Origin of the sequence: Nonomuraea phyllanthi (genome assembly GCF_006334985.2) — a bacterium.
In the GTDB taxonomy this organism is placed as follows: Bacteria; Actinomycetota; Actinomycetes; order Streptosporangiales; family Streptosporangiaceae; genus Nonomuraea; species Nonomuraea phyllanthi.
Genome location: NZ_VDLX02000006.1, coordinates 417,408 through 431,792 on the forward strand (window position 1 = coordinate 417,408; position 14,385 = coordinate 431,792).

At 69.6% G+C, this 14,385-nt stretch carries 13 protein-coding genes; 3 read left to right on the top strand and 10 right to left on the bottom strand.

What is annotated here, in order from left to right; all coding sequences use genetic code 11:
• Positions 1-45: 45 nt before the first annotated feature.
• The 4 genes from FH608_RS51550 to FH608_RS19010 all read right to left on the bottom strand — a co-directional run bounded on the left by FH608_RS51550 (position 46) and on the right by FH608_RS19010 (position 3,999).
• A complete protein-coding gene (locus FH608_RS51550; protein ID WP_193318501.1) occupies positions 46-189 on the bottom strand; it encodes a hypothetical protein in 144 nt (47 codons plus the stop codon).
• A 138-nt stretch (positions 190-327) separates the two neighbouring features.
• Positions 328-1,998, bottom strand: coding sequence for a YncE family protein (locus FH608_RS18995; RefSeq protein WP_139631868.1), 1,671 nt, complete (start codon positions 1,996-1,998; stop codon positions 328-330).
• A 446-nt stretch (positions 1,999-2,444) separates the two neighbouring features.
• Positions 2,445-3,251, bottom strand: a complete 807-nt coding sequence (locus FH608_RS19000; protein WP_139631869.1) for an LLM class flavin-dependent oxidoreductase — start codon at positions 3,249-3,251, stop codon at positions 2,445-2,447.
• 538 nt (positions 3,252-3,789) lie between these two features.
• Positions 3,790-3,999 (bottom strand): hypothetical protein, encoded by a 210-nt coding sequence (locus FH608_RS19010; protein WP_139631870.1) that lies wholly within the window; start codon positions 3,997-3,999, stop codon positions 3,790-3,792.
• Positions 4,000-4,107: 108 nt separating this feature from the next.
• Here FH608_RS19010 and FH608_RS19015 point away from each other — a divergent pair, with 108 nt between their 5' ends.
• Both FH608_RS19015 and FH608_RS19020 read left to right on the top strand, forming a co-directional pair.
• On the top strand, positions 4,108-5,310 hold the full coding sequence (locus tag FH608_RS19015) for a DUF5685 family protein (protein WP_139631871.1): 1,203 nt from the start codon (positions 4,108-4,110) through the stop codon (positions 5,308-5,310).
• Between the two features lie 1,371 nt (positions 5,311-6,681).
• The gene (locus tag FH608_RS19020; protein ID WP_139631872.1) at positions 6,682-7,107 is read left to right on the top strand and encodes a sensor histidine kinase; all 426 of its coding nucleotides are present in this window, start codon (positions 6,682-6,684) and stop codon (positions 7,105-7,107) included.
• A 95-nt stretch (positions 7,108-7,202) separates the two neighbouring features.
• Here FH608_RS19020 and dgoD read toward each other — a convergent pair whose 3' ends face one another.
• From dgoD to FH608_RS19050, 6 genes are read right to left on the bottom strand one after another with little or no spacing between them, the layout of a single operon-like run.
• A complete protein-coding gene (gene dgoD / locus FH608_RS19025; RefSeq protein ID WP_139631873.1) occupies positions 7,203-8,348 on the bottom strand; it encodes a galactonate dehydratase in 1,146 nt (381 codons plus the stop codon).
• A gap of 11 nt (positions 8,349-8,359) precedes the next feature.
• Positions 8,360-9,112 (bottom strand): SDR family NAD(P)-dependent oxidoreductase, encoded by a 753-nt coding sequence (locus tag FH608_RS19030; protein WP_139631874.1) that lies wholly within the window; start codon positions 9,110-9,112, stop codon positions 8,360-8,362.
• Positions 9,109-10,347, bottom strand: a complete 1,239-nt coding sequence (locus FH608_RS19035) for a cellulase-like family protein (protein ID WP_139631875.1) — start codon at positions 10,345-10,347, stop codon at positions 9,109-9,111. The genes FH608_RS19030 and FH608_RS19035 overlap by 4 nt, the downstream gene beginning before the upstream one ends.
• Positions 10,348-10,360: 13 nt before the next feature.
• Complete coding sequence (locus tag FH608_RS19040; protein ID WP_139631876.1) at positions 10,361-11,218, bottom strand: carbohydrate ABC transporter permease; 858 nt, start codon at positions 11,216-11,218, stop codon at positions 10,361-10,363.
• On the bottom strand, positions 11,215-12,096 hold the full coding sequence (locus FH608_RS19045; protein ID WP_139631877.1) for a carbohydrate ABC transporter permease: 882 nt from the start codon (positions 12,094-12,096) through the stop codon (positions 11,215-11,217). Before FH608_RS19045 ends, FH608_RS19040 begins: the two co-directional genes overlap by 4 nt.
• Before the next feature lies 1 nt (position 12,097).
• The gene (locus FH608_RS19050; protein WP_139631878.1) at positions 12,098-13,432 is read right to left on the bottom strand and encodes an ABC transporter substrate-binding protein; all 1,335 of its coding nucleotides are present in this window, start codon (positions 13,430-13,432) and stop codon (positions 12,098-12,100) included.
• A 181-nt stretch (positions 13,433-13,613) separates the two neighbouring features.
• On the opposite strand from FH608_RS19050, the gene FH608_RS19055 reads away from it, so the two are divergent.
• On the top strand, positions 13,614-14,333 hold the full coding sequence (locus tag FH608_RS19055) for a FadR/GntR family transcriptional regulator (protein ID WP_139631879.1): 720 nt from the start codon (positions 13,614-13,616) through the stop codon (positions 14,331-14,333).
• Positions 14,334-14,385 lie beyond the last annotated feature (52 nt).

Below are 14,385 nucleotides of genomic sequence, written 5' to 3' on the forward strand. Positions count from 1 at the left end.
CCTTGGTTCCCAGAAGAGCGAGTTCACTGGGCGAGTGATCACCCGTCATCGAGTGGTCTCGATGGTGGTCAGCACCAGCAGGGCGCGCAGCAGCATGGTGGCCAGGGCCGGGTTGAGGCGGAGTTCGGTGAGGATCCGCCAGTTGCGCACGGACGAGATGGACGCGATCGCGGGCGAACATGCTGCCATCCGGCCGGAGCACGCGCCCGGCGACCACGACGAGGTGCACGTCGTGGCGGGAAGACCCAAGCGGACCGAGTTCCGTGGTTCGGCGTGCCCAACGACATGGGTGACGGCGATTCGGATCGCCGTCACCCCGCCGGGAGGTTACGCGGAGGGCTGGGAGACGACGACCACGTGGGTGGTCTTCGCCGGCTCGGTTGTCGAGTTCCCCACCAGCTGGATGACGTACGTGTGCTTGCCGGCCGTCGTCGGCGTGTCAGCGAAGCTGAACGACCCGTCGGCAGCGGCAGCCATCTTGGCCAGGGCCTTCGAGGTGGTGCCATCGGGGTTGGAGACTTTGCGTACGACGGTGACAATGGTGAGCGGGAAGGTGATGCCGTCGGCGGCGAACGTTCCGTCGAATTCGAGTCGCTCGCCGACGACGCCGGTGGCCGGGCCGGTCACCGTGAGCACCGGCTGGTACAGGCCCACATCGACGATGGCCGAGGCGCCGCTGCCCCTGAACCATGAGTTGCCCGGCCAGTACAACCGATATTCGTACGACCCCCATTTCGGTGCGGTATCGGTGAACTGGTACGTGCCGTCCGCCTCCGTGGTGACTTCCTGGAAGGGCCGGGAGGTGCCGTCGGGGAGCCAGCGGTGCAGCTCAAGCGTCTGCACGCCGGGCAGCGCGCCGGTGCTCAGCGTGAGCCGCCCGCTGAAGGTCAGCTGCTTGAGCGCGGTCGCCTCGGAGGGAGCCGTCATGGTCAGGGTGGAGGCGTGGTAAGGCGAATGCGGCAGCCGCCAGAGGTGCATCCGCCCGGTGCCAGGCTCCTTCAGCACCGCATAGGTGAGTACGCCGTAGAAGGCGATGCTGCCCGCCACCAGCGCCTTCCCCTGGTGGCCGGCCGAGTAGATCACCTCCGCCGTGGCCGGGTCGTACACCACGAGCTCCGCCGCGTCGCCCGCGGAGGAGTTCCAGCCGCCCACGACGTAGGCGCCGTCCGGGCCGGCCGCGACGGCGGTGGGGAGGCCGTGCTCGCTCAGCTCGCCGCTGTCGTAGGCGCGTGTCCTGGCGTCGGTCGTCGTGTCCCAGGCGTCGAACCGGTGGGTGTCGGCCAGCGCCGACAGCGCCGCTGACCCGTGGTCGGCGAGGGCCAGGTCCCGCAGGGACGTGTCCGCGCGGATCTCACCGCGCGGGGTGGCCGGGGTGGTGCTGACGTCATACACCCTGATCGAGGCGGGGTCGGCTCCCGGCTCTCCCGCCACCAGAGTGCCTCCGGCGACGGCGAGCAGCGGAGGCTGCGTCGTGCCTGGCCCGACCGGGACGAGGGTGGGTGTCGGCCTCCACAGCTCAAGGGCGACGACGCCTCCTTCTCCCGCTTGGCCGCACCCGTATCCGACCCACATCAGCTCGTACGACTGGGCCAGTGTGGACGGGCACGGGTAGGCGGTGAGGTCGATCCGCTTGGTGACGGCGAGCGTTGCGATGTCGATCTCGATCACTTCATGCGAATCACGCAGCGCCGCGTACACCTTCCTGCCGTTGTCCGCCACGGACAGGGCCACGGCACCGGCCAGGCCGCTGATCGTGTCGATGGGCGCGCCGTCGCTTCTGGTGACCACGATCCGATCGTCGGCGGCGACGAAGATCTTGCCGCTGTGCCCCACCACGTCGCCGCCCCTGTCGGAGGCGACGCCGAGGTCGGTGACGGTGTCGGCGGCCGAGGCGGCGGGTGCCTGAGCGACGAGCAGGGCCGCTGCCAGGAACAGGGACCCGACCAGGGCGACTAATCGGCGGGAAAGAGAAGCACGGCCAGAGCTTGAGAGACGCACATGCACTCCATTCTGAAGGACGATTGTCGAACGCATGTTCGCACATTGGATCATCGTCGTCCAGAACGATCTCGGAGAAGGTGGTCCCATCGCCCGCCGCCCCAGGCGGACCTCGTACGGGGCGTCGCCGACCAGGTCCTGACCACGATGGGCACGGTGTGCGTGCGCCGTGAGGGGTGGCATCCACCGTCTTCTCGGCCGCCCGTCCAACGAGTCGCCCCTCGGCAGGGATCGGGCGCCACCCGAGGTCCGTCGTTATCGTCGGCGCGGCGCCGACCAGGCCGACCACCACACCTGGAGCCTTCGCCGTGGGCGGGCTCGCGGGCAGGTGCGTATCCGGGTATGAGACGGCGCGACGACGAGGCCGTGGTTCGATTACTGGCTCGCGACGCCGGACGAACCCGCAGCCGCAGACGCCAAGGTGCCGCGCCCGCACCGCAGGTGCTTCACGCGGGCGGGCCCGCCTTCACACGCCGCACCAGCCGTTCCACCGACCCCCGGTAGCCGTGGAGGTGCTCCAGCCACCACGTGGCGCCCGCCTCGGCGTAGGCCCGCACCGGCGAGCCCGGCTCGCTCACTCCGATGACCGCTACGTCGAGATCTCCCGCGGTGGCCCGGTGCCGGCGCAGCTCGCCGACCTGAGCGGCCAGGGAGTCAGGCGAGAGCGTCATGCGGCCCTCCTGGTCGTCGCCGGCGACGATCCAGCCATCCCAGCGGGCGGCCCGCCGAAGGGCGCCCGCGGCCGTGCCGCCGACCCACACCGGGACCCGGGGCCGCTGGAACGGCAACGGCGCGAGCCGCACCCCGTCCACGGTGTAACGAGCGCCGCGGTGATGGACCTCGTCACCGGACCAGAGCGAGGCCATCACGTCGAGTGCCTCATCAAGCACCGCCCCGCCCGGACGCGCTGAGCCGAAGGCGGTGAACTCCTCCCTCACGCCGCCCAGCCCGGCTCCCAAGATCACGCGGCCGCCGCTCAGCCTGTCGAGCGTCGCCACGGTCTGGGCCAGGATCTCCGGGCGATGCCGGGCCACGGCCGTCACCGCCGTGCCCAGCCTGATACGCGAGGTCGCCTGGGCCGCAGCGGCCAGCGCCACCCACGGGTCCGCCGACGGTGAGCCCCAGGCGAAGGCCAGATGATCCCACACCAGCACGGCGTCCCATCCGGCCGCCTCGGCCGCCCGGGCGAGAGCGACCAGGCGCGCCGGCTCCGCGAGCTCACCGAGGATCGCGACGTCGATGCCGTAACGCATGCCCACACCCAAGCACCCGGCACCGACACTTCCGTCATCAGATTGACCTCAGCGATGACACCGCCATCACGCCCGCGGGCACGATGCAGGTGAGCGAACCGGTGGCCGTCCTCCTGCGTCTCAGCGGAGAAACAGGCGCCCGACCACGACGCCTTCCCGGTGCTGCTGGCCGTCTCCGGCAACGGGCCGCAGATGACCTCCTCAGCGACCAGGACGTTCATGGCCGGGGCACGGATCGCCCAGCACTTCGGCCGTCCCGGCACGCCCATGACCAGGCGTGGATCGAGTCGCTGTTCGGGCACGTCAAGGACGGGTTCCCGCATCGAGGATGCCGATGGAAGGCAGGATCGAACGCCACAAGACCCTCGGCGGAGCGATGAACGAGTACCGCCGAGCGCACGGCTCGGCGAAAGAGCCCCGGCTCAAACCACGAGCGCGAGTATTGACGCCCTCCACCCTTCGATCGACGGCGTACCGGGCCGACAAGGCTCCTCACGGATGAGCACGAACGGCGCTGGGACCCGCTCAGCGCGGAGCATCAGCGGCGCGCTCGGTTCAGCATGATCAGCCCGGCGGTGAACGACCCGAGCAGGACCGGTGACCCGACCACGAGGGCGCCCCATACGGCGAGGCCGAGATAGCCGAGAGCGGACGAACCGTACGTCGGGTCGGCGTCGGCGACCGCGAACAGCCCCAGGCCACCGACGACACCGGCCACCGTGATCGCGATCGGTGTCCACAGGAGCACGTGGGCCCGGCTCCGGAGCGGCGTTTCTTGGGGATTCTCCCGCCGTTGCCGCATCTTCTGACGGCCTGCTGCTACGGTTGGCTCTCCATTGTGATCATAAGGGGACGTATGTTCGGCATTGTCCGCCCGTGCCAGCACGTCCTGTGCAAGGGGCTCTACGCGGACTGGATGGGCCACTTGTGTGGACTCTGCTTGGCCCTCCGCGACGAGCACGGACATCTGTCCCGTCTGGTGACCAACTACGACGGCCTGCTCGTCTCCGTCCTGACCGAGGCCCAGAGGTCCGCGCCCACGTCGCGCCGGAAGGCAGGGCCGTGCGCGCTGCGCGGCTTCAAGGGCGCCGACGTGGTGGAGTCCGAAGGGGTACGGCTGGCGGCCTCGGTGTCGCTGCTCCTGGCGGCCGGCAAGGTGAACGACCACGTGGCGGATGGCGACGGCATGTACGCCCGCCGCCCCCTGGCCGCCGGCGCCAGACGCCTGGCGGGCCGCTGGTCCTCCGCCGGTACGGCAACGGCCGGCACGCTGGGCTTCGATCCCACCCCGCTGACGGCGGCGGCCGCCCGCCAGGCCCTCCTGGAACGCATCCCCGCCCAGAGGCCCCCGGGCAGCGGCGCGGCGCCCGGATTGCGGGAGTTGACGGGGCCCACCGAGGACGCCGTAGCGGCGGCGTTCGCGCACACGGGGGTGCTCGCGGGCAAGCCCCACAACCGCGAGGCCTTGGAGGCGGCCGGTCGCGGGTTCGGGAGGCTGGCCCACCTCATCGACGCGGTGGAGGACCTGGCCGACGACCGGGCGTCCGGGGCGTACAACCCGCTGGCCGCCACCGGCACCGACCTGGACGAGGCGCGCCGCCACTGCGACGCCGCGCACGCCGACCTGCGCGCCGCCGTGAACGCGCTCGACCTGCCCCGCCCCGCCCTGACCCGCGCCCTGCTGGTACGGGAAACCGGCAACGCCGTCTCCCGAGCCTTCGCCGCCGCCGGATCGCAGACCGCCGCAGGCACGCACGGCCCCGGTCACTCACCGGGTCATTCACCGGGCCACCCGCCCGGCGATCCCGGCGCACCGCCGCGACGACGGCCGCCGAAGCGGGATCCCGGCGGGCTGCTGTCGCTGGCGTGCGCGGCGTTGGCCTGCTGCACCTGCGGCCTGTACCGGCCCGCCTGGGACGAGGACCGCGAGGGCTCCTGCTGCCAGCGCTTCGACTGTTCCGGTTACGAGTGCTGCGGCAACTGCGGTGATTGTTGTTCCTGCTGCTCGGGCGAGGACGGCGGTTGCGGGTGCGACGGCTGCAGCTGCGGCTGCGATTGACGGCCGCGACTGCTCACTGCCGAGGCCAGGCACGCCGGGGGAACACGGTAGAGGACACGCGGCACCGCGAACCAGTCCACGCAGCCGAGGCCAACGTCAGTGCCTTGCAGCAGATCGAAGCGGGCGCCACGTACACCCCTGCGAAACCACTCTTAGTAGCCGGTCTGCTGCGGTTTCGCCAGGACCTCCCCCTGCGGTCACGAGCCGGCGTCATCCCACACGCGAGCACCCTTATCCACGCTTGGGCACAGCAACTTCTCGCCCTCGCTGGAGTATTACCATCGCCGCCCACGATTTCAGCCCGGCTCACCATGTCCGCATGTGGAAACGACCGACTGCATTCATGACTGCCAGGCCGAGCAACCCCCGCGGGGATGATCTTGCGGGCGTCGAGGGACACGTGCGCGGCAACCAACCCGGCACAGGCCGTACCGCTCCGCTCGCGGCCTAAACCTCAACCCCTATAGCGCGTCATCTCCGCGCCAGTCTCGGCACACAACCGCCGCGCGATTTCCGCGAACGGGTCGCGGGTCCAGACCCCGCCGTACGGGCGCTCACCCGAAGCCCGGTGACGCCCACGTCACGGCACCGTCACGGCACTGTCACGGCACGGTGACACGACCCCGTTCACGCTGAGGAGCGACAGGAAGGGAGACCACAATGCGCATCACGACGATGCTGGCTGGCCCGGCGCTTCTCACCGCTGTCGCACTCGCACCGGCTGTAGCCTCTCCGGCCTCAGCCACCCAGGCCCTCGCGCAGACAACCGCGACCAGCTCTCACACGAGCACGGATGTCGCGAGCGCCCCGCCGAGCGAGAAGAGGAAGAAGGAGTACCAGCGCGGCCGGAAGAGTGGTTTCGCCCAAGGCCGAGCTGACTGCAAGCACAAGCGGCCGATGAGTCTCAGGACCAGGACCAAGCACATGCGCACCGGCTCCTATCGGGAAGGCTTCATGGGAGGCTACAAGTCGGGCTACGAGCAGCACTGCGCCCCGACCAAGTGACCTTCCGGTCCTGAACCGAGGGATCCCACCCCGCCACCCGGGGTGGGATCCCGCTCGTCTCACACGGGCTCAGTGTCCCGTCCGTGTAACCGTGCTCCGTTCGTGTAAACCGTGCTCCGTTCGCGGCGAAACCCCAACCCCGCACGGCACGGCCCACTCGCGTTGTGTCAGGGCCGGTCGACGACAGCGCCGGTACAGGTCAAGGGCGGCCACGGCCACGGGATGCCGCTGAGCACCGAGTCCCGCAAGAAGTTCGTCGAGGTGTCGGAGCCGGGCCCTCGCTCGCCGACTTCATCCCCGGCGTGGACCCGTACGACTTCCTCACCGTGGTCGAGCTCGAGACCGTCGAGGGCGGCGTCCGCGTCCGTGTCGCTGCGCACCGAGATCGACGGCGCTGCTGCCCTGCTCGGCACCGCCGGCGTCGACACCCGCCTGGACGTGGCCCACCTGCCGCCCCTGTCCGGCCCGGCCGAGAACGCCCTGGCCTGGGCGATCCGCGAAGGAACCACGAACCTGCTGCGTCACAGCGACGCCCGCACCTGCACCATCAGCCTCACTCGCCATCAGGGCGCGGTACGCCTGGAGATGGTCAACGACGGCGTCCGGGACTCTTCGGCGGCCGACTCCGCGGGAGCACCCGGCCCGACCCCCATCCCACCTGCCTTCACCCTGTCCGGCACAGGGCTCTCCGGACTGGCCGAGCGAACGCGCGCCGCCTCCGGCACGTGGCTCATTACCGTCCGTGACAGCCTGTTCCTGCTGGCGGTAGAAGTACCCGAGGAGGTCGCATAGTCCGTGTGCTGACCGCCGAGGACACCACGTTCTTCGACTACGGCAGCCCTCATCGGGCTCTCACCAGCTTGACGGCCTTCCGGACCTGGTAACCGTCACCACTCGGCGAAGGAGCCGTCGGTGTGGCGCCACAGCGGGCTGCGCCAGCGGTGGCCCTGCCGCGCCATCCGCTCCACCTCGGCCTCGTCGATCTCGATGCCGAGCCCGGGGCGGCTGGTGCGGGTGGCGTACCCGCCGGGGAAGGTCAGCGGAGCGGGATCGACGAGGTAGTCCAGGATGTCGTTCCCCTGGTTGTAGTGGATGCCGACGCTCTGCTCCTGGATGAGGAAGTTGGGGATGGCGAAGGCCAGTTGCAGGCTGGCCGCCAGGGAGATCGGGCCGAGCGGGCAGTGCGGGGCCATGGTCACGTCGTAGGTCTCGGCCATCGCGGCGATCCGGCGGACCTCCGAAATTCCGCCGGCGTGGCTCACGTCCGGTTGGGCCACCGCGATGCCGTGCCCGATGACGTCGCGAAAGTCCCACCGCGAGAACAACCGCTCACCGGTCGCGAGCGGGATGGATGTGCTCGTGGCGAGCGCGGCCAGGTTACGCGAGTGCTCCGGCAGCACCGCCTCCTCCACGAACATCGGCAGGTACGGCTCCAGCAGCGGCAGCAGCCGCCGGGCCATGGCGGTGGAGGCCCGGCCGTGCAGGTCCACCACCAGGTCGTGGTGCTCGCCGATGGCTTCCCGCACGGCGGCGACGCGCTGGACGACCTCCAGGGTGCGGGCCGGGGTGTCGATGGCGGTCAGCTCGGCGGAGCCGTTCATCTTGACGGCGGTGAACCCGGCCTCGACCTGAGCGGCGGCGAGCTCGGCCACCTCGGCGGGCCTGTCGCCGCCGATCCAGGCGTACATGCGGGCCTTCTCGCGTACCGGGCCGCCCAGCAACTGGTGCACGGGCAGCCCGGCGGCCTTGCCGGCGATGTCCCACAGCGCCTGGTCGATGCCGGCGACCGCGCTGGACAGCACCGGACCACCCCGGTAGAAGCCGCTTTTGCTCAGGACCTGCCAGTGGTCCTCGATGCGCAGCGGGTCCTCGCCGATCAGGTAGTCGGCCAGCTCGGCGACCGCGGCCCGGACGGTTTCGGCCCGGCCTTCGACGACCGGCTCGCCCCAGCCGGTGACGTCCTCGTCGGTGCGAATGCGCAGGAACAGCCAACGGGGTGGGACGAGGAAGGTGTCCATGGAGACGATCTTCATGGTGCTCCGTTCTAGGAGGAAGTGGTGGAGATGCTCCAGCCGCCGTCGACGTTGAGGCAGGCGCCGGTGATGAAGGAGGCCTCCGGCGCGGCGAGGAAGGCGACAGCGGCGGCCACCTCGTCAGGGGTGCCGAAGCGTCCCGCCGGGGTCTCGGCGATGGTGGCGGCTCTACCCTGGTCGTCGATGCCGTCCCAGGCGGGGCTCATGATCGGCCCGGGGACGATCGCGTTGACGCGCACCTGAGGGGCGTACTCGACGGCGAGCTGACGGGTCAGCGACTGCAGGCCGCCCTTGGCGGCGGCGTACGGCGCGCAGCCGGGGATGCCGGTCTGCGCGTGCACGGAGGAAGTGATGACCAGCGTCCCCGAGGTCTCGGCCAGCAGCGGGCAGAACGTGCGCGCCGCCAGATAGGCGGCCTTGAGCGAGACGTCGAGCTGCAGGTCCCAGTCCTCCTCGGGCATCTCGTGCGCAGGGCGGGCGGGCACGACCCGGCCGGGGCCATTGGCGTGCAGGACGTCCAGGCGGCCGAACCGATCACGCACCTCCTCCAGGACGGCGGCCCAGTCGCGGGCGGAGGCGACGTCCAGGTGCACGAAGGCGGCCCGCTCGCCGATCGCGGTGGCCACGTCGCGGCCCTGCTCGTCGGCGATGTCGGCCAGCAGCACCCGTGCCCCCTCGGCGGCCAGGCGGCGGGCGGTGGCCGCGCCGATGCCCGAGGCCGCGCCGGTGACCAGGGCCGTCCTGGCCTCGAAGCGGCCGTTCATCGCTGCCCCGCGAACAGCGCGTTGGCGGTGACCTGCAGGTCCGCATCGGCCCACATCGGATGGTGGGGGGCCGCGTTCGAGCAGACCACGGTGCCCCACGCGCCGACGCGCCGGGCATGCTCAACGGCGTCCAGGCAGATTCCGGCTCCCACGGGCCCTTCCTCGAAAGTGCCGTGCAGCGGGGTGTAGCCGACCCAGCCCTCGCCGAACACCAGGGGCAGATCGCGGGCGGCGGCCCAGTCGGCGGCCACCTCGATCCAGATGCGCAGCCTCTCGGCCATGCCGTAGCGGTAGGCGGCGTGCCGGTCGTACAGCCAGCGGTCGAACCGTGCCGGGTCGCACCAGTCGTGGAGGTACACCTCGCGGGCCGGCACCACCGTTGCCGCGCTGCGCCACTGCTGCTCCGGATGCCATTCCCGCAGGTCAGGAGCGTCCGGGCGCAGCAGTTCCCGCCGGGCGCGCTCCTGTGGGAACGGCACGGTGGTGTCGCGCAGCGCGAAGGTGTCGATGAGTTCGTCCAGGACGCCGTAGACGTAGGGGTGGAAGACGGCGACATCGATGTTGGCGGGGATGCCGCGCATCTCGGCATGCGGCACACGGGCGTAGTTCACCGTCACGGGAGTGCCCGGATGCCGGGCCTTGAACACGTCGATGGCCTTCTCGAGGTACGGCCGCAGGCCGAGCACCCGGGACTCGCCGGGCGAGAGCGCATCGGTGAGCCAGGTGGACTGGATCTCGTTGTGCAGCTCGACGAACGCGATCTGCTCGGCCAGGCCGTGGCCGGCCACGAAGTCCACCAGGTCGGCGAGGGCCTCGGCAAGCGCGTTCGCGCGCCGCTCGGCCGGCACCGCGCGCAGCGCTTCATACCAGGCGGGGTCACCCAGGAAACTGGAGCTCTGCTGATACTCCCAGGAGGAGACGATCACTTGGCAGCCGTGCCGCCGGGCGGCCCGGAACAGTGCCAGCAGGTGTGCGCGGCCGTCCAGCGTCGTGCTCCCACGGACGTCGTACCAGCGTGTGCCGAGGCCGTAACCGCGGCCGAAGGGGGTGAAGGTCAGAGCAGAGGTGTCCAGCCCTGATCCGAACAGCAGGTACGGCATGGCGCAGATGCGCACGGTGTTGTACCCGCGCGCCACCGCCTCGGTGAAGGCACGATCCAGGTCCTGGAACGGCTCTCCGGGCCCGGTCCTGCTGTACCAGGTGAAGTCCCAGAGCGTGATGGTCAACTTGGACAAGAGGTCGGCTCCCTCAGGATTTGACGGCGCCCGCGGTCAGGCCGTCGAGCAGCTGCTTACGCAGCAGGATGAACATGATCAGACTGGGGATGGCGGCGAGCACGCTGCCGGCCAGCACCAGGTCGACCTGGCGGGCCTCGGCGGCGTACAGCGACTGGATGCCCAGCGGCAACGTGTACTGAGCCGGGTCGGAGACCACGATGAGCGGCCAGAAGAAGCTGTTGTAGCTGTTGAGGAAGCTCCAGACGGCGAGCGCGCCCAACGCGGGGCGCAGCAGCGGCAGCACCACCCGGGTGAACAACCCGAACTCCGAGGCGCCGTCGATGCGGGCGGCCTCCAGCACCGAGTCGGGCACGGCCTGCTCGGCATACTGGCGCATCATGAAGATCCCGAACGCGGGGGCCACCCACGGCACGATCAGGCTGAAGTAGACGTTGGTGACGCCGGCCTTGATGAGCATGACGAACAGGGGCACGACGATCACTGCGAACGGCACGGCCATGGAGCTGAACATGACGTCGAAGAGCAGCCGCTTGCCGCGGAAGCGGTACTTGGCGAAGGCGAAGCCGGCCAGCGCGCACACGAACACCGACACTGCCGTGGACACCACCGCCACGATGGTGCTGGTCGCGAACCAGCCCCAGAACGGCTGCGTCTCCAGCAGGCGGGTGTAGTTCTCCAGCGTGAACGGCGACGGCAGTGGTTGCGGCGGGTAGGTGAAGATGTCGCCGCGATGCTTGAACGACGAGCTGAGCGCCCACAACAGCGGCAGCACGAACATCACCACGAGAGCGATCAGCAGGACGTACACCAGCCGGGGCCGGCGGGTCGCCGGGCCTGCCGGGACGCGCCTGGCGTGCGAGGCGCTCATCTCTCCCTCCCCACCCCGAACACCGCGTTGGCAGCGCGCCCGATGAGGAAGACGATGACGAACATCACGACGCCGGCCGCAGCCGCGTAGCCGAGCTGCTGCCGGGTGAAGGCCTCCCGGTAGATGAACATCGCCACCGACAGCGTCGCCTCGCCTGGGCCGCCCTCGGTCAACAGCATGGGCTCCTCGAGAATCTGCGCGGTGCCGACCATGACGGTGACGGCGACGAACGCGGTGACGGGCTTGAGCATGGGAAGGGTGACGTTGAAGAAGCTGTGCACGCGGCCGGCGCCGTCGATGCTGGCGGCCTCGTACAGCTCACGCGGGATGTTCTTCAGACCGGCCAGGAAGAAGATCGTCAAGTAGCCGGTCCAGCGCCACAGCACCAGAAGCATCACGCTGACCTTCGCCCAGGACGGCTCGCCCAGCCAGTCGATGCCGCCCCAGCCGAAGAAGCCCCGGAGCGCGGCGTTGAAGAGGCCGTATTCGCGGTCGTAGAACAGCGTGAAGACCAGCGCGATGATGATCGGCGACAGCACGACGGGCATGAAGAACGTCAACCGGAAGAAGTCGCGGCCGCGCAGGCCGCGCGCGTTGAGGCCCTGGGCGATCAGCAGCGCGGCCGGCACCACGACGCACACCGAGAACAGCACGTACAGCATGGTGTTGACGACCGCGGTCAGGAAGCTGCCGTCGCCGAACAGCCGGGTGTAGTTGTCCAGCCCAACCCACAGCGGAGTGCCGAGTCCGGCCCACTCGGTCAGGCTCAGGTAGCCGCCGATGCCGATCGGGACGACCAGGAACAGCGCGTACAGCAGATAGAAGGGGGAGATGAAGGCGTAAGGCGCCAGCGCTCGCCGCCCGGCGGCAGATGGCACGTCAGTTGCCCTTCTTGCTGTTGTAGGCGGCCACCGCCTCCTTGATCGTCTCAGCGGGCTTCTTCTTGCCCTGCAGCGTCTCCAGCATGGGGCCGCCCAGCGCTTCGATGAGCACGTTCAGCTGGGAATGCTGATAGAAGACCGGGCTGTCCTCCGAGGCGGGGGTGTAGACGTCGAACAGGCGCTGCCCGCCCAGGTATGCGTCCTCGACGTCGAGGAAATCCTTGTCCTGGTAGAGCGACTTGAGGGTGGGCAGGAAGCCGCCCTGCTGGAAGCGCAGTAGCTGCCCTTCCTTGGTCAGATACGTCTGCTTGAGGAGCTCGGTGGCGGCTGCGGTGTTGGGCTTGTCCTTGAGCACGGCGAAGCCGGTGCCGCCGAGGTTGGAGGCGATGTGGCCGCCGCCCGCGAAGCGCGGCAGCGTGCGGATCCGCCACTTGCCCTTCTGCTCGGGCACGTTGGTCTGCAAGCCGTAGACGTTGTACCAGTTCGGCATCACGGTGGCGATGAGCTTGTCGTTCTTGAGCGCGGCGGTGTTCGGCGCACCGTACGGGTCCGGCAGGGACAGCAGGAAGCCGCTGGCCACGCCCTTGGCCATGAAGTCGAGCACCTCGACGGCCTCGGGGGAGTCCAGGATGAGGTTGCCGCTCTGGTCGAAGTAGCCGCCGCCACGCTGCAGCAGCAACTGCAGGAATGCGTTCGTGATGGAGGTGTTGTCGCCCGTGGCGACGGTGCCGAGCGACTGCCCGGTCTTCTTGTGCAGCCGGGCGCCGATCTCCGCCAGCTCCTCCCAGGTGCCGACGTCTTCGGGGATGTCGTTCTTCCTGAACTCGTCCTCGCGGTAGTACATGACGCTGAGACAGGTGTCGGACTCCAGCGCGTACAGCTTGCCGTCGATGCTGTACGGGGAAGTGCGCAGCAGGTCGTCCTTGACCGGGGCGACGACGCTGTCCAGGTCGAGCAGGAGCTGCTTGCCGATACCGCCGGTCATGACCCGCGGGAAGACGCTGATCACGATCCCGATCATGTCGGGAGTCCCGGTGCCGGCCGCGCCCTGCGAGATCATCTTGGTGACCAGGGCCTCGCTGTCGGCCTGGGTGGCTTTCACGGTGTAGTCGAAGGCACCGTTCGGCGCATCGCTGAGCCGCTTGGCAGACTCCGTGAAGGTCTTCACATAGCCTGGGTCGTGCGTCCAGAAGTTGATCGTCACGGCGCCCGACGTGACCGCCGGGCCGCCATCGGCCCCGCCGCCGCAGGCGCCGAGGACCGGCGCGGCGAGCAGACCACCGCCGATCAGACCGGTTCGACGCAGGAAGGTACGCCGCGTCACGTCGCTCATCGTCGACTCCTTCGTTGGGGGATTCACGTGCCCGGATACGGGACTTGACGAGCAGGATGCCGTCCCACCACGCCAAAGTCAACAATAAATACGATTACTTTTTGCACTAGTATGCTTTAGAGGTGATGTAGGCGATCCATGGGGGCGGTGGTCGAGAGTGCGGGCATGGCATGATTCCGCCATGACGGAGATCGGGAGAGTCGGCGCGCACGACCGGGTGGTCGGCAGTCTGGGCATGGCCATCGTCAATGGCGACATCACACCCGACGAGGACCTCGACGTGGCAGCGCTGCAGGAGCGTTTCTCTGTGAGCAGGACCGCCGTGCGCGAGGCGCTGCGCGTGCTGGCCGCCAAGGGCCTGGTGGGAGCCCGGCCCAGGCGAGGCACCTTCGTGGCGCCGCGCGAGCACTGGGCGCTCCTGGATGCCGACGTGCTGCGCTGGCGCTTCGCCGACCGAGTGGACGAGACGTTCCTGGACGAGCTGGGCGAGGTACGGCTGACCGTCGAGCCGGCCGTGGCGCGCATGGCGGCGCTGCGCCGCACCGATCGCGACCTGGCCGATCTGGAAGACGCCCTGGCCGCCATGCGGACGGCGGTGGGCAGACCGGCCGCCGACCACGTAGAAGCCGACCTGGTCTTCCACCACACCCTGCTGCGTGCCGCGCACAATGAACTGATGACGCAGATGGCCACCGCGATCGAGGCAGGGCTGCGGTTGCGCGACCAGTTCGTGCACGCGACGCTCACCAGCGAATCCACCGACAAGCACGCCGAGGTGCTGCTCGCCGTGCGCAAGCAGCGGCCGAAGGTGGCCGAGACCGCGATGCGAGCGCTGGTCGAGCGCTCCATCGCGGACGTCGACCTGGCCAAGAAGGTGCACGGAGAGCAGGCCGGACGCTGAACGGCGGCAAGGCCGGACGATCAAGGCCGGACGCCGAACGGTGGCGAGGCCG

Coding starts and splice junctions, on each gene's coding strand:
- FH608_RS19000 (WP_139631869.1), bottom strand. CDS start 3,251: ATGCGTTACGGCATCGACGTCGCGATCCTCGGTGAGCTCGCGGAGCCG.
- FH608_RS19055 (WP_139631879.1), top strand. CDS start 13,614: ATGACGGAGATCGGGAGAGTCGGCGCGCACGACCGGGTGGTCGGCAGT.
- FH608_RS19050 (WP_139631878.1), bottom strand. CDS start 13,432: ATGAGCGACGTGACGCGGCGTACCTTCCTGCGTCGAACCGGTCTGATC.
- FH608_RS19030 (WP_139631874.1), bottom strand. CDS start 9,112: ATGAACGGCCGCTTCGAGGCCAGGACGGCCCTGGTCACCGGCGCGGCC.
- FH608_RS19015 (WP_139631871.1), top strand. CDS start 4,108: ATGTTCGGCATTGTCCGCCCGTGCCAGCACGTCCTGTGCAAGGGGCTC.
- FH608_RS19040 (WP_139631876.1), bottom strand. CDS start 11,218: ATGAGCGCCTCGCACGCCAGGCGCGTCCCGGCAGGCCCGGCGACCCGC.
- FH608_RS51550 (WP_193318501.1), bottom strand. CDS start 189: ATGGCAGCATGTTCGCCCGCGATCGCGTCCATCTCGTCCGTGCGCAAC.
- dgoD (WP_139631873.1), bottom strand. CDS start 8,348: ATGAAGATCGTCTCCATGGACACCTTCCTCGTCCCACCCCGTTGGCTG.